The organism is Kribbella sp. NPDC050470 (assembly GCF_044458365.1).
Classification (GTDB): domain Bacteria; phylum Actinomycetota; class Actinomycetes; order Propionibacteriales; family Kribbellaceae; genus Kribbella.
In genome coordinates this window covers 103,737-126,920 of the sequence record NZ_JBITHV010000017.1, presented here as the reverse complement: position 1 = coordinate 126,920, position 23,184 = coordinate 103,737, and the positions used below count along the sequence as shown (strand labels likewise).

Here is a 23,184-nt window from a genome sequence, read left to right as displayed (position 1 = left end):
TCAGCCTTTCAGTCCGGTGGTGCTGATTCCGGCGATGATGAATCGCTGGGCGAGGAAGAAGACGAGCAGTGGTGGAGTGATCGCGAGCGCCGCCGACGCCATCACGACGCCGTAGTCGACGTCGCCGTACGCGGACCGGAACGTGACGAGCGCGAGCGGAAGGGTCTGCATGCTCGGCGAGCTGGTCGAGATCAGCGGCCAGAGGAAGTCGTTCCAGCTGCCCAGGAACACCAGGATCCCGAGCGTCGCCAGGGCCGGGCGGATCAGCGGTACGACGATGTGCCGGTACGTCTGCCACGCTCCGGCGCCGTCGACCCGAGCAGCGTCGATCAGGTCGTCGGGGAGGTTCACGATGAACTGCCGGACGAGGACGACGCCGAGCAGCGACACGATGTGTGGCAGGGCCAGGGCGCCATACGTGTTCAGCAGGCCGAGCTCGCGGAACTGCTGGAAGAGCGGGACGAGCACGACCTCGCCCGGGATCAGCATCGTTGCCAGCAGCAACCCGAGGACGGCCGCGTTGCCGCGGAACGGCAGTTTCGCCAGCGCGTACCCGGCCATCGAGCAGACCAGCAGCGCCAGCACCGTGGAGACCACGGCGACGACCGTGCTGAAGTCGATGGTGTGCAGGAACCGGCGCAGCGGCGGGATCTCGTAGCTGTGCAGCGCGATGATCGCGGGCGGGGCGCCGGCGAGCGAGGCGGTCAGGATCTTGGTCAGGTAGTCACCGCCGTACGCGGGGGCGGTGAACCGCACGACGACGTCGTCCTGGCAGCTGTTGTATCAACAATGGTCTGCATCAGGGCGCCGTCGGGGCCAGTGTAGAAGGTGGTGAACTCCAGCACCCGTCCACCACCCCGGGTCGTGTCGTCGAACGGCGAGGAACAGCCGGCCAGCGCCGCGGCGCTCCCCGCCCCCAGGGCGAGTGCCCGCCGTCTGGAGATCCTGGGTGGATGCGTGGGGCCTGCTGGTCTGCTGTTGGTCGGTGTCGTGAGCCTTCTCGGGCGGTAGGTGGGCAGCACGGGGTCTCCCTCTGACGTGAGTCGAGGTCGAACGGGGAATGGAAGGGCAGCCGAGCCGGCGCGGTGAGCACGAGGCCGGGGTCTCCGGCGGGGGCTCGCCGTGTGGGGGTCTACCGGCTAGCCTGGTCTCGGCGTTGTCAAAAGTCAATGGTTAACAATCGACCATTTACACCGATGGAGGACGACCGTGGCTGGACCGCTCGATCAGCTCGCCCGGCAGGCCGAGCGCAGCCCGGCGTTGTGGGCGACCGTCGTACCGGCGCTGCGGCAGATGATCGTCAGCGGCGCGCTCGCGCCCGGCCAGCACCTGCCCGAGGGCGAGCTGGCGACCGCTCTCGACATGAGCCGGGGCCCGATCCGCGAGGCGCTGATCGAGCTCGAGCGGGAGGGTCTCGTCGTGCTGCGCCGACACCGCGGCGCTCAGGTCATCGCACTGACCGACGAGGACGTCGAGGAGATCTACACGCTCCGGCTGAGCCTGGAGCAGCTAGCGGTCAAGCGGGCACTCCCCCGGCTGACCGACGCCCACCTGGCGACGATGGACGACGTACTCGAGAAGATGCGGGCGCTCGGGCCGGACTACGAGCCGCAGACTGCGCTCGACTTGGATTTCGCGTTCCACGACGTGCTGTACCAGGCGGCCGCGCACGCCCGGCTGGACCGGGCGTGGCAGCAGATCCGCAGCCAGGTCGCGATGTTCCTCTACTCGCGGCACGTCGCCCGGCCGGACTTCCACGAGATCGCGTACGCCGAGCACAAGGCGATCCGCGACATCATCGCCGGCGGCGACGCGACGGCCGCCGCCGAGGCGATCGACAACCACCTCACCGGCGCCTACCACCGCCTCATCGCCGCGCGTCACGACAGCTGAGCGCGGCGACGGGCGGGGCTTGCGTCAGCGCGTGGCGAGCGCGGTCGCCTCGGAGATGATCTGCTGGCGGCGTACGGCGGTCAGGCCGCGAGCCGCCGGCGTGTTCGCGTACGTGGCGAGGGCGGCGTACCGCTTCTGACCGAGCAGCGTCGCCATCGTCGAGACCGTCGAGGGGGTGGCGCCGGAGGTCAGGATCAGGTTGGCTAGCCCGGTCGGGGTCGCGATCACGTCGAAGCTGCTCTCGACCGTCGAGCCGGCGACGGTCGCCTTCAGCACGTGCTTGCCGGCCATCAGCGTCGTGGTGTCGACAATCGAACCGTTGACAATCGACGCGCCGTCGAGGGTGATCGCCAGTGGCTCCGCGGAGTTGTTGCCGACGGCAACGCGCAGCTGCTGGGCGCGGTCAACCCGCTCCCCCGCCGCCGGGCTGAGGATGGTCGCGGCCGGCTTGACCCGCTGCGCGAAGGCGGCGTTCCAGCCGGCCAGCTCGGCCGGGCGGTTCGTGATGATGCCGTCGACGCCGGCCTTCTCCAGCGCGTTCCAGCGAGTCGCGTCGTCCACGGTCCACACGTTCACCGCGACCCCGGCCGCGTGCAGCTCGCCGACGATTCCGGGCCGGGTCTGGAAGGCGGCGTCGGACGGGTTGTACGCCGACAGCTCCAGGTCCTTGGCGATCGCGACCGGATCCGGGTCGAGCGTCGACCGCAGCAGGCCGAGCGGCAGCTCCGGCGCAAGCTCACGGACCCACCGCAGGTGCTGCGGCTCGAAGCTCTGCACGAACACCCGGCTGCTCATCCCCCGGCTGTGGATCTCCTGCACGATCCGCTCGACCGAAGCCCGCGTGTGCTCACCCTTGATCTCGAGCAGCAGGTTGCCGCCTCGCGTCTTGAGTCCGTCGAGCTGCGACGCCAGAGTCGGCACGCGCTGACCGACGTACGCGGGAGCGAACCACGACCCGGCGTCCAGTCCGGCGACCTGCTCCGCGGTCAGCGACCGGACCGCGCCGGCGCCGTCCGTGGTCCGGTCGACCGTGGTGTCGTGCAGGATCACCGGTACGCCGTCCTTCGTCGGCTGGACGTCGTTCTCGATCCACTCGGCCCGGGCGCGGCGCGCGACCTCGTCCGACGCGGCAGTGTTCTCCGGAGCGGCCGACGAACCACCGCGGTGTGCCCACACTCGCAGCGGTGCACCCGGCTTGCGGATGAACGACTCCTTCGCCAGCGGCGTTACAGTCAGGTCGTCGAACGAGACGGTCGCCCCGTTGACGACCAGCCCCTGCACGCCCGTCGTACTGCGGTTCACCATCGTGGTGCGCAGCGACTCGCGGCCGTCGACGTACCAGGTGGCGCGGGTGCCGCGGACCTCGACGGCTACGGCGACCTCCTTGCCGACACCGACCTGGATCGGCGCGGCGGCGGTGTCGGTGACGTTCCAGGTGTTGGTGGGCGTGCGCTGGGCGAACTCGAGACCGTTGGTGGCGGTGGAGCCGTTCCGCAGTGTCGCGATCGACCACGGGACCGCGCCGCTCGGGGCGAGGTCGAGCCCGAACGCGACCCAGCGGCCGGCGTCGAGGGCGGACTCGAAGCGCAGGTGGCCCTCGATCCGGAAGTCGGTCAGCGGGGTGCCGAAGGTGATCCGGCTCTGCTGGCTCGAACTGGCCGAGGTGCCGACCAGGCGGCCGTTCTGCACCTTCCAGGTGCCTTCGACGGGCGTCCAGCCGGCGGGCAACGTCGTACCGTCGAAGGTTTCCTTGACCGTCGGCGTGGGGTCGGCCAACGGCATGGCAGACGGCTCGGCGACGGCTGTCGGTGCGACCAGGAAGGCGGTAATGGTGGCTCCAGTGGCGAGCGCGGCCAGTACTGCACGGGGGCGGCGTGACATGAGCATCATGGCCAGGACCGTAGGAAACCGGCACCAACAGAACCAGAGCGTGTGATGAATTAACCGCCAACGCCGGGTGGATCCGCTGATGGGTCAGGATGGCGGCATGAAACCGGTGATTCTCGACGTCGACACCGGGCTGGACGATGCCTGCGCTCTCCTGCTCGCCGCCCGCCACCCCGAGCTCGACCTGAAGGCAGTGACGTGTGTAGGCGGCAACGTCGGGCTCGACGACGTGGTGGCCAACACCCTGACCGTCCTGGACGCTGCCGGACGCCCAGACGTGCCGGTGGCAGCCGGAGCCGCGGTGCCATTGCTCCAACCCGTCCGCAACGCGCCGCACGTGCACGGCGCCGACGGCCTCGGCAACCTCGACTGGCCGCGTTCCACACGTACGGCGGGCGCCGGCCACGCGGTCGAGCTACTCCGCGACATGCTGCGGGCAGCCGCCGCGTCAGGCGAGCTGGTGACGCTGATCCCACTCGCGCCGATGACGAACATCGCGCTGCTGCTCCGCACCTACCCGGACGCGGCGGCGGGTCTCCGCGAGATCGTGTTCATGGGTGGCGCGGCCGGGATCGGGAACGCGACCGCCTCGGCGGAGTTCAACATCTGGACCGACCCGGAGGCGGCGGCCGTCGTGCTCACCGCTGCCGCGGAGCTCGGCGTGCCGGTGACGATGTACGGGCTGGACGTCTTCTACGACGTGGTGATCTCGCTCGACCAGGCTCGGTCGCTGGGCGGCTCACCGAGTGCCGAGCTGGCGCGGAAGCTGATCGAGAAGCGCAGCGAGCTGTACGCGGCCGAAGGTGCGAGCATTGGCGACGGCGGCGCGGTCTGCGCGGTGATCGATCCGGCCGGGCTCACCACCCAGGCGTTCCCGCTGCGGGTCGAGCTGTCCGGCAGCTGGTCGCGCGGGCGGACGATCGTCGACACCCGCGATTGGACCGCCGACCTCACCAGCGATCCACATGGGCCTTCGCCGACCGTCGTACAGGTGGCGACGGCGGTGGACAGCGCGCGGTACGTCGATCTCTGGCTAGGCACGGTCAAGTAGCTCCATCAGCCGGGCGCGGACGCCGGCCATGAACAGGTCGAGGCCGGCGGCGAAGCGATCGGGTTCGGTCGGCTCGGCCACCACGGCCGCAAGCGTCCAGTGCGCGCTGGTCTCGAAGACGGCCCGCGCCTGCGACTCCGGTGCGCCGAGAGCGACAAGGGACCGGATCTGCGTGCGGACTAGCTCCGCGCGCGATCCGTCACCCTGGTCGCGATCGGGCGTTGCCTTGGCCTGGATCAGTCCGGCCAGACCGGGGTGACCGGCGTAGAAGTCGCGCAACTCGAGCGCGCCGGCCGTCGTCACCGCGATCCAGTCGTCGACGCTGCGGACCTCGTCGTACGCCGTCCGGTCCGCGGCGACGAACTGGTCGAAGGCGTTCCGGGCGACCAGGTCGAGCAGCTCATCCTTGTTCCGGACGTGGTGGTAGAGGGACGGCGCGCGGACCCGGAGGCGCTCGGCCACCGATCGCATGGTCAGGCCGCTCACACCGTCGGTCCGGATGGCCGCCAGCGCCGCGTCGGCGATCGCGTTCACCGAAATGCCGGCCGCGGTGTGCGACGAAGGATGACGTCGTTCGGTCACGAAACCTCGTTGTCGGCCGACCCTGCCGGGCTGTCTAATGTCGTTAGACAGCCTACTCCGAAGGACGGCACCGTGCCTGGACTACACCCGACCTATCCGCTGCGCACCGAGCGGCTCGACCTGCGGCCGCACCGGATGGACGACCTGGACGACCTGTTCGCGTTCCACTCGCGACCGGAGGTGGTGCGGTACACGCCGTGGCCGGTGCGGGATCGCGAACAGACCCGGAAGGCGCTCGAGGCCAAGCTCACCCAGGACGCGCTGACCGAGCCGGGCCAGTGGCTCGTGCTCGCGATCGAGCTCCGCGAGACGGGCACGGTGATCGGTGAGGTGCTGCTGAAGTGGGCGAGCGACACCGATCGCCAGGGCGAGATCGGGTATGCGCTGCACACCGACTACCAGGGCAAGGGGTACGCCTCCGAGGCGGCGCGCGAGGTCCTGCGGCTCGGTTTCGAGGAGCTCGGGCTGCACCGGATCTGCGCGATTCTGGACGACCGCAACACCGCCTCGGCGATCCTGCTCGAGCGACTCGGGATGCGCCGGGAGGGGCATCTCATCGAGTGCGCGTTCTTCAAGGGCGAGTGGGCCAGCGAGTACGTCTACGCGCTGCGGGCGGACGAATGGCGCCGTACCCGCTCCTGACCTGCTGGTTTACTGGTGTCGGGGGTGGTTGCTGTGGGGATCGACAACCAGATCTACAACCGGATCGGCGACAGTTGGTGGGACGAGGCCAATCCGCTGAACATGCTGCACGGGAGCTTCACACCGGGACGGTTCGCGTACTTCCGCGCTGTGCTGGACCGCGTCGCGCTGGAGCCGGCCGGGCTGCGGGCGCTGGATGTCGGGTGCGGTGGCGGCTTCCTGGCCGAGGAGTTCGCGCGGCTCGGGTGCGCGGTGACCGGCGTCGACCCGTCCTCGGTCTCGGTCGGGACCGCGCGCCGGCACGCCGACTCGGGCAGGCTCGGCATCGGCTACGCGGTCGCGACGGGTGAGCGGCTTCCGCTGCGCGACGAGACCTTCGACCTGGCGTACTGCTGCGACGTTCTCGAACACATCTCCGACCTGGACCGCGTGATCGGCGAGACCGCCAGGATTCTGAAGCCGGGCGGGGTCTACCTGTTCGACACGATCAACCGGACCGGCGCGTCGAAGATGCTGGCGATCAAGGTCATGCAGGAGTGGCGCCTGACCCGGGTCGTCGACACCGAGTTGCACTCCTGGGAACTGTTCATCAAGCCGACCGAACTCGAGGAAGTGCTGCGCCGGCACCGGATGCGGCTCGGCGAGATCACCGGCCTCGGGCCGCGGTCGAACAAGGCGGCGCTGGTGTGGAACTTCGCCCAGGCGCGGCGCGGGCGGATCAGCTTCGGACAGCTCAGCCGCTCGATGGACGTCGGCGAGGTGAAGGACACCTCGGTCTCCTACATGGGCTACGCCGTCAAGATGGCCTGACGGTCAGCCTGGGCCGCGCTCAGCGGGCGATCGGGATCTGCAGGGTCTGGCCGGGGACCACGTCGGCGGCGGTGGCCAGGTTGTTCAGGTCGGCGATCCTCTCGACCACGATGGCGGGATCCTGGGCCGGATTCGTCTCCTGGGCGATCGACCACAGTGACTCGCCGGGCGCCACCTGCACCGGGACGGTGTGCGTGAAGTTCGGACCTGGCTCGAGGACGCCGGTGATCCGCAGGCCCAGCACGACGACGGCCGAGCCGAACACGAGCACCGACAGCGCGGTGAGCAGCATCCGCCCGCGGTGCGTCAAGCGCAGCGGCGCCTCGGCGGCCGCTTCGCGCGGATGGTGGCGACCGATCTCGTCACCCGAGCAGGCTCGGACCGGAAGCCGCTCGGTCGTCGTGCCGGCAATCCGTGACCGGCGGCGCGGCCGGGCCTCAGGGGCCGTCTCGGGTGACCAGCGCCGGACCGGAGCCGTCGGCGCCAAGGCCGTCGCGCCGTCGGTCACCAGCGCCGCCGCGCCTGTCGCCGCTGTGCTCATCGGATCCTCCAGACCTCGTTCAGACCTCGTCCTGCGGTGTCGATCCCTGTCTACCGGCCGCCTCCGACAGTTTCCGAAGACTCCGGCGGCGACCCGGTCCGAACACCTGTTCGATCGAACGCCTGTACGAATGATTAACCGAGCAGTGCCTGTCGCGCAACCACCTCCAACCGGGACACGCCCAGGAAATTCCCCAGGGTCGCGCGCGCCTTATAACCGGACACACGAACAGGCGTGCGAACCGACACGCCTTCGAACAGATGTTTGAAGAATCTCAGGATTCGGTCTACGGTCATGTCAGTCGAGCAAGCTCGGCCGGCGGACCGCCGGCCCGACCCGAGGAGCAACCACCGATGGCCAGGACGCCGAGCGGTTCCAGCAAGGACGAGGAGTCCACGGACCAGACCGTCACGGAGCAGACCGTGACCGAGCTGCCCGACGGCCCGGCCGACGCGACCGGCCTGACCCCGCGCCAGCGCCGGGTCCTGGACGTCATCCGCGACTCCGTCGACCGCCGCGGCTACCCGCCGTCGATGCGCGAGATCGGCGAGCGGGTCGGGCTGACTAGCTCCTCCTCGGTGTCGCACCAGCTCCGTGTGCTGGAGCAGAAGGGCCTGCTCCGCCGCGACCCGAACCGGCCGCGCGCGATCGAGGTCCGCTACCCCGGCGAGGTCGACGCCGCCGCCCGCCGGTCCACGCTCGGCCCGGTGCGCCAGACGACGTACGACGAGACCGGCGCCGGCGACGTGCACCCGGACGCGGCCTACGTGCCGGTGGTCGGCCGGATCGCCGCCGGTGGCCCGATCCTTGCCGAGCAGGAGATCGAGGAGGTCTTCCCGCTACCCAAGGCCATGGTCGGCGAGGGCACGCTGTTCATGCTCAGGGTCAAGGGTGAGTCGATGATCGACGCGGCGATCTGCGACGGCGACTGGGTCGTGGTCCGCCAGCAGCCGACCGCGGACAACGGTGACATCGTCGCTGCCATGATCGACGGCGAGGCGACCGTGAAGACGTTCAAGAAGACCAAGACCGAGATTCTGCTGCTACCACACAACCAAGCGTTCGAACCGATCGACGGCAAGGACGCGATCATTCTCGGAAAGGTCGTAACAGTTCTGCGCCGAGTCTGACATGTCAGACGGCGAGCGAAGTCGGGCGTGTCGTGTCAGCATTGAGTCATGACTGTCTATGACTTCAGCGCACGGCGGATAGAAGGCAATGAACAGTCGCTTGCCGATTTCCGCGACCAGGTGCTCCTGGTGGTGAACACGGCGTCGCAGTGCAGCCAGACCCCGCAGTACACCGGACTGCAGAAGCTCTACAAGACGTACCGGCGTCAGGGCTTCTCGGTGCTTGGCTTCCCCTGCGACCAGTTCGGCCACCAGGAGCCTGGTGACGAGAACGAGATCGCGAACTTCTGCTCGACGATCTATCACGTCACGTTCCCGATGTTCGCCAAGATCGACGTCAACGGCTCGAAGACGCTGCCGCTGTACAACTGGCTGAAGCGTGAGCAGGGCGGCCTGCTGGGCGGGCGGATCAAGTGGAACTTCACCAAGTTCCTGATCGGGCGGGACGGCGGGGTGATCGCACGGTACGCGCCGACCCACTCCCCCGAGAAGCTGGCCGACAAGATCGAGGCGGCCCTCGCGGTTCCCGCACCCTCCCGGGAAGCGAACGACTGACTCACCCGGGCGGAATCGTGGCGGCGATTCCGCAGCCGGCAGCAGTTGACGTGAAAAAGCACCAGAGTTCCTGCCGGCATTGCCTGGAATCTTCCCGGCAATGAGACACCTGAACACCATCCGTCGCACCGGCACAGGAATTCTCGCCGCATTCCGGACAATTTCCCCGGGCAGGCTCCGCCGGACTTTCTCCCCGCGCACACGCACATTCGCGTGCATTCGCCCGTGATGTCCAATTACTGAGACGAGAACGCGCATCGGCGTGTCGCGCGGCAATTGCGGATCAGACCAGACCGATCAGGGGCAGCGGATCAGACCACAACGGTGTCGGCGTCGACGTCGAGGCGGAGACCGCGCCAGACGGGATGGCGGAGGCGGGCGTCGGCGGCCCAGCCGGAGTAGGTGACCTCGGCGACCAGGACCGGGTCGAGCCAGTGCGCGATCCGGCGGTCGGACGTCGGGATCGTGGCCGGATCGAACGCCGGGCGGTCGATCTCGAGGCCGGCGAGCTCGGTGCCGAGCATGTCCAGCGTGGCGAAGTCGAGGCCCGACCCGACCTTGCCGATCAGGAGCAGCTCACCACCGGGTTCGGCGTAGGCGCCGCAGTAGAACGAGCCGATCTTGCCCACCCGGTTCCCCTCTCCCGGATGCCAGCCGCAGAGGATGACGTCGCGGGTCTTCACCGGCTTGACCTTGATCCAGTCCGCGCTGCGCCGGCCCGGCAGGTAGCGGGACTTCCGGCGTTTCGCGACCACGCCTTCGAGCCCGGTCGACGCGGACAGCTCCAGCGCCGCGTCCCCGTCGTCGTACGCCGGTGGGGTCTCCCAGAACGGGTCGCCGATGTCGAGTGAGTCGAGCAGCCCGCGCCGGTCGTCGTACGTTGCGTCGAGCAACCACTTGCCGTCGAACCGGAGCAGGTCGAAGAGCCGCACCGACACCGGCACCTCGGTGATCAGGTGCCGCAGCTGCCGTGGGTCGCGGACGTGCATCCGCCGCTGCAGCAGGCCGAACGACGGCGCGCCGTTCTCGTCCAGGGTGACGATCTCGCCGTCCAGTACGGCGGGCAGCCGCAGCCCCGGTGCTTGCGCAACACCGATCAGCTCGGGGTACCCGCCGGACACGTCCCGGCTGTTGCGCGACCACAACCGGCAGACGCCGTCGTCCACCTCGGCGATCACCCGGATGCCGTCCCACTTCATCTCGTACGACCAGCCGGCGCCGGACGGCATCTCCCCCAGCGCCGCCATCATCGGCAGCACCGGCGGGCTGGTCACCGGACTCATGTCGCCTGCAACCGCTTCAACGCGCCGAGCACCTTCTCACGATCGGCGGTCGGCCACATCGGCGGCAAGGAGGCGCGCAGGAAGGCGCCGTACCGCTGGGTGACGATGCGGGGGTCGAGGATGGCGACCACGCCGCGGTCGGAGCTGCGGCGGATCAGCCGCCCGGTCCCCTGCGCCAGCAGCAGCGCGGCGTGCGTGGCGGCGACGGCCATGAACCCGTTCCCACCCGCTTCGTCGACGGCGCGCTGGCGAGCGGCCATCAGGGGCTCGTCCGGGCGCGGGAACGGGACCCGGTCGATGATCACCAGGTTGCAGGTCGAGCCCGGCACGTCGATGCCCTGCCACAACGACAGCGTGCCGAACAGGGACGTCTCCGGGTCGTCGACGAACTCGCGGGCCAACTCCCCCAACTGCGCGTCGCCCTGGCAGAGCACCTTGAGGTCGGTCGCCTCCCGGACTGCGGCAGTCGCGGCCTCGGCGGCCCGGCGGGACGAGAACAGGCCTAGCGTCCGGCCGCCGGCGGCCGTGACCAGGTCGATGATCTCGTCGAACTGCTTCTGGCCGAGCCCGTCGCGATGCGGCGGCGGCAAGTGCTTGGCGACGTACAGAATGGCCTGCTTCTCGTACTCGAACGGGGAACCCACGTCGAGCCCGCGCCACGGCAGCGGACCGGTCTCCGAGGTCTCGCCGAGGTCGGGCATCTCGTCGTCGTCAGCCAGCTTGTCCGCCGGCCGCAGACCCACCTGCCGGGCGATCGCGTCGAAGTCACCGCCGAGTGTGAGCGTCGCCGACGTCAGCACGGCGGTGCGGTCCTTCAGCACGAGCTCACGCAGCAGGCCGGCGACCGTCAGCGGAGCGATCCGGAGCTCGCGTCCGAAGCGGTCCCGATCGACCATCCAGACGACGTCCGCGTCGCTCAGCGCGGCCACCCGCTCGGAGACGTCGAAGATCTCCTTCACCGCGCCCTTCGACTGCCGCTTGGCGCCGTCCGGGTCGTCGTCCTTGTCGTCGGACTTCTTGTTGAGGTCGGAGTACAGCGCGCGGGCGGCGTCGCGGACCAGCGCGGCGGCCTCGAGCACAGGCGCGTTCGACGGCTCGATCCGGCCCTCGCGGGTCCCGTCCAGCGCGGCTCGCAGCGCGTCCGAGGCGTCGATCAGGTCGTCGGCCTTGTCGTCGTCCACGAACCGGCGGGCCCGCTTCGCGGCGCGCTCGACCATCTGCGGCGACAGCTCGTCACCGGCGGCGCCGGTCACCCGGGCCGGCAGCTCGTGGGCCTCGTCGACGATGACGACGTCGTGCTCGGGCAGGACGGTGCGGTTCTCGAACGCGTCGATCGACAGCAGCGCGTGGTTCGTGATGACGATGTCGGCCTTGCGGGCCTCGTCCTTGGCCTTCTCGGCGAAGCACTCCTCGCCGTACGGGCACTTCTGCGCGCCGAGGCACTCGCGAGCCGCGATCGCGACCTGCTGCCAGGCCTGGTACTGGTGTGAGGGCGCGTGGTCGCGGTCGCCGGCCTCGCCGTCGACCAGCTGCTGCTCGGCCCAGTCGCGCAACTCCAGCACCTGCTGGCCGATCTGGCCCGGCGGCGGCACGTCGATGAGCATGCCGTCGTCGTCCGGCGCGCCCTCCCGGATCCGGTGCAGGCAGGCGTAGTTGTTGCGACCCTTCTGGATCGCGTACTTCGGCCGGCGTGGCAGCAGCTTCTCCGTCGCGTCGAGCAGCGCCGGCACGTCGCGGTCGACCAGCTGGGACTGGAGCGCCAGGGTCGCGGTGGAGACGACGACGCGCCGGTCCTCGATCGCGTGCACCAGCGCGGGCACCAGGTAGCCCAGCGACTTGCCGGTGCCGGTGCCGGCTTGGACCAGGAGGTGGGAGCCGTCATGCATCGAGGTGTTGACGGCCTCGGCCATCTCCACCTGACCAGGCCGGGTCTGACCGTTGATTCCGGAGACAGCGGCTTCGAGCAGTTCGCGTACGTCGACTCCCACCGCCACACCCTAGCCCGCGGCACGGACAGATTTCCGGTCCGCCAGGCCAGGCTGTGGACAACCCCAAGAGAGCTAGACGACAGCCCCGCGGTCCGGCTGCGCGTCCCGGTCCACTTGCGGACGCTTCGGCCGCGGCGGCGGCGCCGGGTAGCGGCGCTCGAGCTCCAGCAGCAGCGGCGCTGCCGTCAGGTTCGACGAGTAGGTCCCGACCAGGATGCCGAGCAGCAGCGCGAGCGCGAAGTCGGCCAGCGAATCACCGCCCAGGAACAGCAGCGCGGTCAGGATGAACAGCGTCGAGATACCGGTGTTGATGGTGCGCGGCAGCACGTTCACGATCGCGGTGTCGATGACCGGTCCGAGGTTCTCGGTCGACCGGGCGCTGCGGGTCTCCCGGATCCGGTCGAAGACGACCACGGAGTCGTTCACCGTGTACCCGATGATGGTCAGGATCGCGGCCAGGAAGATGCCGTCGATCGGCTTGCCGGTCCAGGCGAACACCCCGATCACGACCGCGACGTTCTGCAGCAGGGCCAGTACGGCGCCCGCGCCGTACGTCCATCGGAACCGCGCGGCCAGGTAGAGCAACTGCGCGAGCAACGCGATGCCCAGGGCGATCAGGCCCTTGTTGCGCAGCTCGGTGCCCAGCGACGGGCCGATGCTCTCGTTGCGGATCACCTCGGAGCCGCCGCCGATCCGGGAGATCGACTCGCGGATCTTCTCGGCCTCGTCGTCGCTGATCGTCTGGGTCCGCACGGTGATGTCGTCGGTGCCGGACGCCTGGACCACCGCGTTCGGGTAGCCGGCCTCGGCGACCGCGGCCCGGGCCTGGTCCGGCGTGATCCGCTCGGAGGTGCTGACCTCGAGCAGCCGGCCGCCGGTGAACTCGATGCCGAGGTTGAGCCCGCGCACCACGATCCCGGCGACCGAGACGGCGATCACCGCGACCGTGATCAGCAGCCAGCGCTTGCTGTGCTGCATCAGCGACGGACGCTTCGCCTCCAGCCAGGTCCGGACCCGTCCGTGGCCGGCGATACCGCTGATCCCCGGGCGCTTCTGCACGAACTTGCGGGCGACGAAGAACTCGGCCAGCACCCGCACGACGACCAGGGCGGACAGCAGCGACGAGATCACACCGATGCTCAGCGTGACACCGAAACCGCGCACCGGCCCGGCGGCCAGGAAGAACAGCAGGCCGGCGGCCAGCAGGGTGGTGATGTTGGAGTCGGCGATCGCGGACAGCGCGTTCTGGAAGCCGCTGCGCAGCGATCTGCGCAGGCCGTCGGTCCGGCCGGCGATGTAGTCCTCGCGGGCCCGTTCGAAGACGAGCACGTTCGCGTCGACCGCCATACCGATCGCGAGGACGAAACCGGCCAGGCCGGGCAGCGTCAGGGTCGCGCCGAGCGCGGTCAGCGCGGCGTACGACATCCCGGAGTAGGCGATCAGGCCGAGCACGGCCATCACCCCGACCAGGCGGTAGACGAAGATGATGAACACCGCGGTCAGCGCCAGGCCGATGATCGCGGCCATCGCGCTGGCCTCGATGGCGTCCTTGCCCAGCGACGGGCCGACCGTGCGCTGGTCGATCACCTCGACCGGCAGCGGCAGCGCGCCACCCGAGATCAGCGCGGCCAGGTCCTTGGCCTCCGGCTCGGTGAAGGCGCCGGTGATCGTGGTGCTGCCGCCGCCGATGCCGACGTTGCAGAGCTGGTTGCCGCCGTTCGGGTCGACCTGCGGCGCGCTGATCACCTCGTTGTCGAGCACGATCGCGATCAGCCGCTGGGGCGTGTTCACCGGCTGGCAGGCCGCCTTTCCGGTGATGTTCGCCCAGATCTTGCCGCCGTCGCCCTTGAAGTTCATCTCGACGAACCAGCCTTGGGCGGCCTGCTGCGGGTCCAGCCGGCCCTCGGCGCCGCTGACCAGCTCACCGGTCATCGCCGGCTTGGCCAGGCGCAGGAAGCCCTGGCCGCCGGCCTCGGGCGGCAGGTAGGTCTCCCCGGCGGCCGGCTTGGCCGGCTTCGTCGCGACCTGGTCGAGCACCTCGTGGAACGTGAGCTGCGCGGTCTTGCCGATCACCTGGGCGGCCTCGCGCGGGTCCTGCACACCGGGCAGCTCGACGATGATCCGGTTCTCGCCCTGCCGGGTCACGCTCGGCTCGCTGACCCCGAGCGCGTCGATCCGGCGGTGCAGCACCTGGATCGCCTTGTCGGTGTTGGTCTTGTCGGCCTTCACCGTCGGCGAGTCGTTCGCCTGCAGCACGATCTGGGTGCCGCCGCGCAGGTCGAGCCCGAGCTTCGGCTGAGCCGTCAGGACGACGTACGTCGACAGGGCCAGGACGACGAGCGCGAGCAGCGCACGAACGATGGACGACCGGTTCACAACAGCCTCCGGAGCTGGGCACCCGCGTCCGGCGGGTGTCATGAAAGCGAGCACACCACATCCAGACCCGGCCCGGCGTGGAACGCACAGTGTACGAAGCCATTCAAGCGCATCCAGGCGGCCAGGGAGTGCCATGGCATCAGGTCGCAACCGAACTGATTGACGCCTCAGGTGAGCACGCCCTAGCTTCTCAGCACCCTCGTTGCGTAGTCGCCTGCGGACCGAGGGTGATCACCCCTCCGCCCCGGTGGGTGATGAGTTCCCTGAGGAGGAACCGTGCGTCATCGCATCAGTCTGTCCCTTGCCGCCGCCGCTCTGGTGCCGGCACTCGCCCTGGCCACCGCCGGCACCGCCGGCGCCGCGCCCACCCCCGAACCGCAGCGGATCGTCCCGGTCCAGCTCGCGAAGGCCGAGGCCGGTGTGACCGCGGTCAAGGACACCTACATCGTCGAGCTCAAGAAGGGCGTCCGGCTGAAGAGCGGCCTCGGCATCGCGCCGCAGCGCCAGTTCAGCACGGCGGTCAACGGCTTCAGCGCGAAGCTCAGCCCGGCCCAGGTCGCGGCGCTGCAGAAGAGCCCGGACGTGGTCGCGATCTCGCAGGACGTGTACGTGCAGAACGTGCTCGACGCGACCCAGACCAACCCGCCGTCGTGGGGGATCGACCGGATCGACCAGCGCAACCTGCCACTTTCGAAGTCGTTCACCTACAACCGCACCGGCTCCGGCGTGCACGCCTACATCATCGACTCCGGCGTCGACCCGTCGCACCCGAACTTCGGTGGCCGGGCCACCTTCGACTTCAACGGCATCGACTCCAACAACACCGACTGCAACGGGCACGGCACCCATGTGGCCGGCACCATCGGCTCGACGTCGTACGGCGTGGCCAAGAGCGTCCGGCTGCACGGCGTGAAGTGGCTGAACTGCAGCGGCGGCGGTACGGCGTCCTCGGCGATCGCCGCGGTCGACTGGGTGACCCGCAACGCGGTGAAGCCCGCCGTGGCCAACGCCTCGTGGAACTTCAGCGCCAACACCACGCTGGAGAACTCGCTGCGCGCGATGATCAACTCCGGCGTCTTCCTGGCCGCGTCGGCCGGCAACACCGGCGCCAACTCGTGTGACCGGCTGCCGCGCAAGATCTCGACCGCCCTGGTGGTCGCGGCGTCCACGAGCACCGACGCGCGGGCGTCGTACTCGAGCACCGGGTCCTGCGTGGACATCTACGCTCCGGGCTCGGCGATCGTGTCCACGCTGCCCGGTAACACCACCGGGTCGTACAACGGCACGTCGATGGCCACGCCGCACGTAGCGGGTGTCGCGGCTCTCTACCTGCAGGGCAGCCCGTCGGCGAGCCCGGCCACGGTGAAGTCGTACATCGAGACCAACGCCACGCCCAACGTGATCAGCGGGGGCTCCACCGGCGGCACTGTGAACCGCTTGCTCTACAGCAACGGCCTGTAGGCCACGGGGACGCCCCCGGGGTCACTCGGGGGCGTCTATCCCGTGCTCGATCGCGTAGCGGACCAGCTCGGCCCGGTTGTGGAGCTGCAGCTTGCGCAGGGTGTTCTGCACGTGGTTCTCCACCGTCCGGTGCGACAGCACCAGCCGGGTCGCGATCTGCCGGGCGGTGAGCCCACGTGCGACGAGCCGGAGCACCTCGGTCTCCCGCTCGGTCAGCTTCGGCACCTCGGGACCAGACGAGTCGGTCCCGAGTCGCCGGTACTCCCCCAGCAGCAGTCCGGCAAGTCCGGCGCTGAACACGGCATCGCCGTCCGCAGTACGCCGTACTGCGTCGTCGAACTCGTCCAGGGACGCCGACTTCACCAGATAGCCCGACGCACCGTTCTTCACAGCGGCCAGTACGTCGTCCTGCTCGGCGCTGGCCGACAGCACCAGGACCCTGGTGTCCGGCAGCGCCGTGGTGATCTCCCGGGTCGCGTCGACACCGGAGCCGTCGCCCAACTGCAGGTCCATGACCACCACGTCCGGCCGAGTCGCCAGCGCGATCTTCACCGCGCCGGCGACGTCCGAGGCAGTCGCGCACACGTCGTACCCGCGACTGCCCAGGTCCCGAGCGACGCCTTCGCGCCACATCGGATGGTCGTCGACGATCATCACCCTGGTCATGGGGCCTCCCGGCCTGGACTGAGAAGTGGAGGGAGCGAAGCGACCGGAGGGACGAGGGAAGGCCGGGAGTCAAAGCCCCATGGCCCGCGGCGCCGGAGGCGTCGCATCAATACCGTCATGCCGTACCTACCTTGAGTTCCCACTCTGTTCCTTCGCCGGGGGCGGTCCGGACCGCGACCGAGCCACCCAGGTCGGTGATCCGGCCGCGGATCGACTGGCTGACGCCGAGGTGCCCGTCGGACCGGGCCTCCTCCAGCCGGGCGAGCGTCGTACCGGCTCCATCGTCGCGGATCGACACCAGCACCTCGTCGCCGAGGTCCTCGACCACCACCCAGGACCGCGCGTCCGGGCCTGCGTGCTTGTCCACGTTGCTCAGCGCTTCCTTGACCGCGGCAACCAGCTCCTCGGCGACGGCGGCCGGCAGCAGCACCTGCCCGGCCGGTACGACGACATCCACCCGCGTGGTGGCCAACGGCAACAACAGACCGCAGAGGTCGATCCGGTCACCCTCGGCAACGGTCGGCCGGGACGACATCAAGGTGCGCAGGGCAACCTCCTGCTCGGCGGCCAGCTTGGCCAGCTCGACCGCCTCGCCGCCGATCGCGGTGCCGCGGCGCTGCACCTGGGCCAGCACCTGCAGCACGCCGTCGTGGATCGACCGGCTGAGCCGGAGCCGCTCCGCGGTCGCGCTCTCGGCGGCGATGGCTTCCCGGAGTCGGGCTCCCGCCTGGCGCATGGTGGAAGCGGCATACCCGACGACCAGACCGGCGACCAGCAGGAGCTGGACGTTGCTGAGGATCTTGGAGACGTTGTCGACGCCGCGCAGCGACAGCAGCGCCAGGCTGACTGCCGCCGCACCGAGCAGGCCGCCGTCCCGGCCACGCGAGATCGCCAGCGCGATGACCGGCCCGGCCGCCCACACCGAGGTCAGCACCGAGGCGCCGGCCCGGATGTCCAGCAGCGGCTGGGCAAGCAACGTCAGGTACATGCAGCCGATCGTGACGACCAGGTCGGCGAACGCCAGCCGGGTGTTGCGCCGTCCCCAGCGCCGGCTGTAGCCGATCGAGGAGATCACCGTCCAGATGCCCATGATCGTCATCTGGAGCACTGCGCCGTACGGCCGGACGATCCCGTCCCACCGGGTCCAGACGCCGAAGCACGCGAACGCCCAGGTGATCAGCCGGAACACGACCAGCGCGCGCCACAGCGGCTGCAGCAGGTCGACCGAGTCTCGCTCCACGCGGACAGTGTGCCAACCGTGACGGTCCGGCCGCCTGAGTAGTTCCCCGTGACGATGCAGGATTCCCCGCGGGTTTCCGGGATTTTCCGGTATGTGCTTCAGGAATCACCGATTTTGACCTACTGTCGCGCAGAACACGCTCGGGGGAGCTCTGAACACGTCGCGTCACCAAGCGCGGCGGGTATCCATATAACTACGGAGGGGAATTGTGCGCAAGCTACCCGTCGGGCTCGTGAGCCTGGCACTGGCGGCGACTGCTGGGGTGGGTCTCGCCACAGCCGGTAACGCCGCACAGCAGTCCCCGGAGGTGGACGCCGCGCAAGTCGCGGGCGAGGCGCCCACCGGGGACGAACTACCGAGTCCGCTCGAGGACAAGCGTCGCGAGCTGCGCCAGGAAGCCCTGACCAAGGTGCTGAGCGGCCAGGCCAAGGTGGAGAAGCGCGGTGCCAGCACCGTGGTCAACCTCGGCCCGAAGGCGAAGGGCGCGAAGGGCGTCACGAACGCCACCACCGGACGCGTCGACCAGTACGTCGAGCTCGGCCGGGAGAAGACCGACCGGATCTTCGTCGTCCTCGCCGAGTTCGGCAACACCCGGCACCCGAGCTACCCCGACCAGGACACCTCGACGGCGTTCCCGGGCCCGGCCACGTTCGACGGACCGCTGCACAACGCGATCCCGGAGCCGGACCGCTCGGTCGACAACTCGACCGTCTGGCACCCCGACTACAACCGCCAGTACTTCCAGGACATGTACTTCGGCACCGGCAACTCGGTGAAGAAGTACTACGAGAAGCAGTCGTCCGGGCGCTACAGCGTCGACGGCGAGGTCACCGACTGGGTCAAGGTCCAGTACAACGAGGCCCGCTACGGACGGTCCAACGGCTTCCCGTGCGGCGGCAACGTCTGCAACAACACCTGGTTCCTGATCCGGGACGCGGTGAACCAGTGGGTCGCCGACCAGAAGGCGGCCGGCCGGACCACCGCGGAGATCGCCGCCGAGCTGAAGACGTTCGACCAGTGGGACCGCTACGACTTCGACGGCGACGGCAACTTCAACGAGGCCGACGGCTACATCGACCACTTCCAGATCGTGCACTCCGGCGGCGACCAGGCCGACGGCGACCCGTGGCAGGGTGAGGACGCGATCTGGTCGCACCGCTGGTACGCCGGTTTCGCCGGTGGTCCGGCGAACAACCCGGTCGGTGGCGCGCAGGTCGGTGACACCGGGTTCTGGGTCGGCGACTACACCATCCAGCCGGAGAACGGCGGCATCAGCGTCTTCGCCCACGAGTACGGGCACGACCTCGGTCTGCCCGACCTGTACGACACCTCCGGCCCGCCCGTCGAGAACCACGTGAACTGGTGGTCGATCATGGCGCAGAGCCGGGTCGGCAAGGCCACCGACGGCGGTATCGGCGAGCAGGCGGCCGACTTCGGCGCCTGGGAGAAGCTGCAGCTGGGCTGGCTGGACTACGAGGTCGTCGCGGCCGGCCAGAACAAGACCGTCGTCCTCGGCCCGCACGAGTACAACTCGAAGAAGGCCCAGGGCCTGGTGGTCACGCTGCCGAAGAAGGAACGGGTCAACGAGCTCGTCCCGCCGGCGGCCGGCAGCAAGTCCTGGTGGAGTGGCCGTGGCCACCTGCTCAACAACACGATGAGCCGGCAGGTCGCGATCCCGGCGGGCACCACGACGCTGAGCTTCAAGGCCAACTGGGACATCGAGGACTGCGGTACGACGGCCTGTGACTACGCCTACGTCGAGGTGAACGACGGCACCGGTTACCAGGCGATCCCCGGCAGCATCGCGAACGCGGCCGAGGGCAACGGTATCGACGGCACCAGCAACGGCTGGGTCGACGCGACCTTCGACCTGTCGGCGTTCGCCGGCAAGACGGTCGGCCTGCAGTTCCGCTACAGCACCGACCCGGCGGCGGGTGGCAAGGGCTTCTTCGCCGACGAGATCAAGGTGACCAACGGTTCGACCACGCTGGTCGAGTCCGGAGCGGAGGCGACCCCCGAGGGCTGGACGCTGAACGGCTTCAGCTCGATGGGTGCGAGCTTCACCAGCCTGCACGACAACTTCTACCTGGCGTCGCACCTGAACTACGTGTCGTACGACCAGCACCTGCAGACCGGCCCGTACAACTTCGGCTTCCTGAACACCAAGCCGGACTGGGTCGAGCACTTCCCGTACCAGGACGGCCTGCTGGTCTCGTACTGGGACACCTCGGTGGACGACAACAACACCAACGAGCACCCCGGTTCGGGTCTGATCCTGCCGATCGACTCGCACCCGGTCCCGATCAACAAGATCGACGGCACGCTGTGGCGTCCGCGGGTGAGCGGGTACGACGCTCCGTTCGGCCTGGAGAAGGCGGATTCGTTCACGCTGCACACGAACGGCCAGCCGAGCTACATCCGTGGCCAGGCCGGTGTGTCCACCTTCAACGACAGCAAGACCTACTGGTACGCGGAGCAGCCGAGTGCCGGTGTGAAGGTCCCGAACAACGGCGTCAACATCAGGGTTCTCGACCGCGACGGCACGACCATGACGGTCCGTGTCACCAAGCGCAGCTGATGCCTTGAGCAACAGGAAACCGGCCCCGGGAGCTGCTCCCGGGGCCGGTTTCTGTTGGTCCTACTTGGCCGCAGCCACCTGGTACGGCGTGAGGTCGCCGGCCAGCGCCGGGTGGACCCGGGCGCTGACCCGGGTGCCTTCGGCGGTGTGCTCGAGCTGGTCGACCGAGCCCTCGGAGTGGATCCGGGAGACCAGGTCGCCGCGCTCGTACGGCAGCAGCACGTCGAGGGCCACGTCCGGCTGCGGCAGCGAGGCCTCGACCAGCGCGCGCAGCTTGTCGATGCCCTCGCCGGTGTGCGCCGAGACCACCAGGGCCCGCGACTCGCGGTGCAGGATCGGAGCCAGCGCGATCGGGTCGGCCACGTCGGCCTTGTTGATCACGATGATCTCCGGCACGTCGGATGCCCCGATCTCGGCCAGCACCTCGCGGACCGCCTGGATCTGCGCCAGCGGGTCGGGGTGCGAGCCGTCGACCACGTGCAGCAGCAGGTCCGCGTCCGCGACCTCCTCCAGCGTCGAGCGGAACGCCTCGACGATGTCGTGCGGCAGGTGCCGGACGAACCCGACGGTGTCGGTGAGGGTGAACACCCGGCCGTCGGACGTGGTGGTCCGGCGGGTGGTCGGGTCAAGGGTCGCGAACAGCGCGTTCTCGACCAGGACGCCGGCGCCGGTGATGCTGTTCAGCAGCGACGACTTGCCCGCGTTGGTGTAGCCCGCGATCGCGACCGACGGGACCAGGTTGCGGCGGCGCTCCTGGCGCAGCGTCGACCGGGTGCCCCGCATGGACTTCAGCTCGCGGCGCAGCTTGGCGATCTTGGTGTTGATCCGGCGCCGGTCGGTCTCGATCTTGGTCTCACCGGGACCACGGCCACCGATACCGCCGCCGGCCGCGCCGACGCGTCCACCGGCCTGGCGGGACAGGTTGCCACCCCAGCCCCGCAGCCGCTGCTTCATGTACTGCAGCTGGGCCAGCTCGACCTGGGCCTTGCCTTCCTTGCTCTTCGCGTGCTGGGCGAAGATGTCCAGGATCAGCGCGGTCCGGTCGACCACCTTGACCTTGAGCCGGTCCTCCAGGTTGCGCAGCTGCGCAGGAGCCAGCTCGCCGTCGGCGATCACGGTGTCGGCGCCGAGCGAGGCGACCAGGTTGCGCAGGTCGGCCACCTTGCCGGAGCCGATGAAGGTCGCCGGGTCCGGCTTCTTGCGGCGCTGGATCACGCCGTCCAGCACCTCGGAGCCGGCCGTCTCGGCGAGCAGCTTCAGCTCGGCCAGCGAGTTGTCCGCGTCCTCGGCGCTGCCCTCGGTCCAGACGCCGACCAGCAGCACCCGCTCCAGCAGCAGCTTGCGGTACTCGACCTCGCTGATGTCGGTCAGCTCGGTCGACATGCCGACCACGCGGCGCAGCGCCTGGCGCTCCTCGAGCTCCAGGCCTTCGGTGCTCAACTCTGTGTCGTGACCCGTCAACGAATCGCCGGAGTCATCGCCCTCAATGAGGTCGAGTTCGACGTCGGTGGGCTCGTCGTAAAAGTTCGAATGGGTCGTCATATACCTTCCATCGTGGCACGGGCCACCAGTACAGGCGACCCGATTTCAGACGTCAACGCCCCACGCCCCGGCTGAATTCCCGTTCAGGCAGGCAGCCAGGCCCGGTCGAAGTCCCCGCGAGCGTGAATCACGGCCGGCCCGGTCATCTCGAGGTGGTTGTCCGCACGCCACGTGACGGTCACAGAACCCCCGGGTACGCCGACACGGTAAGTGACCGGCCGTTCCTGCCGCGCCTGGCGGGCCGACGCCACCGCCACCGCGCACGTGCCCGTCCCGCAGGACCGCGTCTCCCCCGCACCGCGCTCGTGGACGCGCATGTCGACGTCGTTCGGCCCCCGCCGTACGACGAACTCCACGTTCACGCCGGCCGGGAAGGCCTCCTCCGGCGACCACAGCGGCTGGTCGACCAGGTGACCGGGCTCGCTCAGGGAGTCGACGAACGCGACCGCGTGCGGGTTGCCCATGTCGACGTGCATGGCCGGCCACTGGTGGCCGTTCGCCTCGACCACGATCCCGGCCGGGCCGGGCAGCACCGGCTCGCCCATGTCGACGGTGAAGGTGCCGTCGTCGTTCTGGACGACCTCCTTGATCCCGGCGCGGGTGCCGACCCGGACCGGCTTGTCACCGGCCAGCCCGGCGTCCACCAGGTACCGGACGAAGACCCGGATGCCGTTGCCGCACATCTCGGCGATCGAGCCGTCGGAGTTCCGGTAGTCCATGAACCAGTCGCCGCCGTCCTCGACGTACGGCTGCTTGCCGCCCTCGATCACCCGCAGCACGCCGTCCGCCCCGATCCCGGCGTGCCGGTCGCAGAGGAACTGCACCAGCCCGGCGTCGAGGTCCCCGTGGATCGTGCCGTCCGGGTCGGGCAGCAGCACGAAGTCGTTCTCGGTGCCGTGCCCCTTCAGCCAGGGGAACGTCGTCATCCACGTCCTCGCTTCGCTCCGGGCGCGGATGAC

At 69.4% G+C, this 23,184-nt stretch carries 19 protein-coding genes; 8 read left to right on the top strand and 11 right to left on the bottom strand.

Annotation, left to right across the window (positions count from 1 at the left end; all coding sequences use genetic code 11):
* Window positions 1–756, bottom strand: a complete 756-nt coding sequence (locus ACIBGM_RS41185; protein ID WP_360526168.1) for a carbohydrate ABC transporter permease — start codon at window positions 754–756, stop codon at window positions 1–3.
* A gap of 453 nt (window positions 757–1,209) precedes the next feature.
* Here ACIBGM_RS41185 and ACIBGM_RS41180 point away from each other — a divergent pair, with 453 nt between their 5' ends.
* Window positions 1,210–1,893, top strand: a complete 684-nt coding sequence (locus ACIBGM_RS41180) for a GntR family transcriptional regulator (protein ID WP_396388638.1) — start codon at window positions 1,210–1,212, stop codon at window positions 1,891–1,893.
* A gap of 24 nt (window positions 1,894–1,917) precedes the next feature.
* Here the strand turns inward: ACIBGM_RS41180 and ACIBGM_RS41175 are convergent, their stop codons facing one another.
* Window positions 1,918–3,783, bottom strand: a complete 1,866-nt coding sequence (locus tag ACIBGM_RS41175) for a glycerophosphodiester phosphodiesterase (protein WP_396388637.1) — start codon at window positions 3,781–3,783, stop codon at window positions 1,918–1,920.
* Between the two features lie 97 nt (window positions 3,784–3,880).
* Between ACIBGM_RS41175 and ACIBGM_RS41170 the strand changes: the two genes are divergently transcribed.
* The gene (locus ACIBGM_RS41170; protein WP_360526177.1) at window positions 3,881–4,831 is read left to right on the top strand and encodes a nucleoside hydrolase; all 951 of its coding nucleotides are present in this window, start codon (window positions 3,881–3,883) and stop codon (window positions 4,829–4,831) included.
* On the opposite strand, the gene ACIBGM_RS41165 is transcribed toward ACIBGM_RS41170, so the two are convergent.
* Window positions 4,814–5,413, bottom strand: a complete 600-nt coding sequence (locus tag ACIBGM_RS41165; RefSeq protein ID WP_396388636.1) for a TetR/AcrR family transcriptional regulator — start codon at window positions 5,411–5,413, stop codon at window positions 4,814–4,816. The genes ACIBGM_RS41170 and ACIBGM_RS41165 overlap by 18 nt on opposite strands.
* 72 nt (window positions 5,414–5,485) lie before the next feature.
* Between ACIBGM_RS41165 and ACIBGM_RS41160 the strand changes: the two genes are divergently transcribed.
* Together ACIBGM_RS41160 and ubiG are read left to right on the top strand one after the other, a co-directional pair.
* Complete coding sequence (locus ACIBGM_RS41160) at window positions 5,486–6,055, top strand: GNAT family N-acetyltransferase (RefSeq protein WP_396388635.1); 570 nt, start codon at window positions 5,486–5,488, stop codon at window positions 6,053–6,055.
* Window positions 6,056–6,088: 33 nt separating this feature from the next.
* A complete protein-coding gene (ubiG, locus tag ACIBGM_RS41155) occupies window positions 6,089–6,865 on the top strand; it encodes a bifunctional 2-polyprenyl-6-hydroxyphenol methylase/3-demethylubiquinol 3-O-methyltransferase UbiG (RefSeq protein ID WP_396388634.1) in 777 nt (258 codons plus the stop codon).
* Between the two features lie 19 nt (window positions 6,866–6,884).
* Here the strand turns inward: ubiG and ACIBGM_RS41150 are convergent, their stop codons facing one another.
* Window positions 6,885–7,406 (bottom strand): LysM peptidoglycan-binding domain-containing protein, encoded by a 522-nt coding sequence (locus tag ACIBGM_RS41150; RefSeq protein ID WP_396388633.1) that lies wholly within the window; start codon window positions 7,404–7,406, stop codon window positions 6,885–6,887.
* A 353-nt stretch (window positions 7,407–7,759) separates the two neighbouring features.
* Here ACIBGM_RS41150 and lexA point away from each other — a divergent pair, with 353 nt between their 5' ends.
* Both lexA and ACIBGM_RS41140 read left to right on the top strand, forming a co-directional pair.
* Window positions 7,760–8,536 (top strand): transcriptional repressor LexA, encoded by a 777-nt coding sequence (gene lexA, locus ACIBGM_RS41145; RefSeq protein ID WP_360526191.1) that lies wholly within the window; start codon window positions 7,760–7,762, stop codon window positions 8,534–8,536.
* A gap of 48 nt (window positions 8,537–8,584) precedes the next feature.
* Window positions 8,585–9,091 carry a glutathione peroxidase gene (locus ACIBGM_RS41140; RefSeq protein WP_360526194.1) on the top strand — a complete coding sequence of 169 codons (507 nt, stop codon included), beginning with the start codon at window positions 8,585–8,587 and terminating at the stop codon, window positions 9,089–9,091.
* Between the two features lie 311 nt (window positions 9,092–9,402).
* Here the strand turns inward: ACIBGM_RS41140 and ligD are convergent, their stop codons facing one another.
* The 3 genes from ligD to secD all read right to left on the bottom strand — a co-directional run bounded on the left by ligD (window position 9,403) and on the right by secD (window position 14,738).
* Complete coding sequence (ligD, locus tag ACIBGM_RS41135; protein WP_360526197.1) at window positions 9,403–10,374, bottom strand: non-homologous end-joining DNA ligase; 972 nt, start codon at window positions 10,372–10,374, stop codon at window positions 9,403–9,405.
* Window positions 10,371–12,368, bottom strand: coding sequence for an ATP-dependent DNA helicase (locus ACIBGM_RS41130; RefSeq protein ID WP_360526200.1), 1,998 nt, complete (start codon window positions 12,366–12,368; stop codon window positions 10,371–10,373). The genes ligD and ACIBGM_RS41130 overlap by 4 nt, the downstream gene beginning before the upstream one ends.
* Before the next feature lie 66 nt (window positions 12,369–12,434).
* Window positions 12,435–14,738 (bottom strand): protein translocase subunit SecD, encoded by a 2,304-nt coding sequence (secD, locus tag ACIBGM_RS41125; RefSeq protein ID WP_396388632.1) that lies wholly within the window; start codon window positions 14,736–14,738, stop codon window positions 12,435–12,437.
* A 276-nt stretch (window positions 14,739–15,014) separates the two neighbouring features.
* Between secD and ACIBGM_RS41120 the strand changes: the two genes are divergently transcribed.
* Window positions 15,015–16,199 (top strand): S8 family peptidase, encoded by a 1,185-nt coding sequence (locus tag ACIBGM_RS41120; protein ID WP_396388631.1) that lies wholly within the window; start codon window positions 15,015–15,017, stop codon window positions 16,197–16,199.
* Window positions 16,200–16,220: 21 nt separating this feature from the next.
* Here the strand turns inward: ACIBGM_RS41120 and ACIBGM_RS41115 are convergent, their stop codons facing one another.
* Both ACIBGM_RS41115 and macS read right to left on the bottom strand, forming a co-directional pair.
* Window positions 16,221–16,865 carry a response regulator transcription factor gene (locus ACIBGM_RS41115; RefSeq protein ID WP_360526210.1) on the bottom strand — a complete coding sequence of 215 codons (645 nt, stop codon included), beginning with the start codon at window positions 16,863–16,865 and terminating at the stop codon, window positions 16,221–16,223.
* A 115-nt stretch (window positions 16,866–16,980) separates the two neighbouring features.
* Window positions 16,981–18,105 (bottom strand): MacS family sensor histidine kinase, encoded by a 1,125-nt coding sequence (macS, locus tag ACIBGM_RS41110; protein ID WP_360526213.1) that lies wholly within the window; start codon window positions 18,103–18,105, stop codon window positions 16,981–16,983.
* 208 nt (window positions 18,106–18,313) lie between these two features.
* Between macS and ACIBGM_RS41105 the strand changes: the two genes are divergently transcribed.
* A complete protein-coding gene (locus tag ACIBGM_RS41105) occupies window positions 18,314–20,683 on the top strand; it encodes an immune inhibitor A domain-containing protein (protein ID WP_396388630.1) in 2,370 nt (789 codons plus the stop codon).
* 60 nt (window positions 20,684–20,743) lie between these two features.
* Here the strand turns inward: ACIBGM_RS41105 and hflX are convergent, their stop codons facing one another.
* Window positions 20,744–22,225: a GTPase HflX gene (gene hflX / locus ACIBGM_RS41100; RefSeq protein WP_396388629.1), complete on the bottom strand. Its 1,482-nt coding sequence runs from the start codon at window positions 22,223–22,225 to the stop codon at window positions 20,744–20,746.
* A gap of 83 nt (window positions 22,226–22,308) precedes the next feature.
* Entirely contained in the window at window positions 22,309–23,151 is an 843-nt protein-coding gene (dapF, locus tag ACIBGM_RS41095; protein WP_396388628.1) for a diaminopimelate epimerase, read from the bottom strand.
* Between the last annotated feature and the right edge of the window lie 33 nt (window positions 23,152–23,184).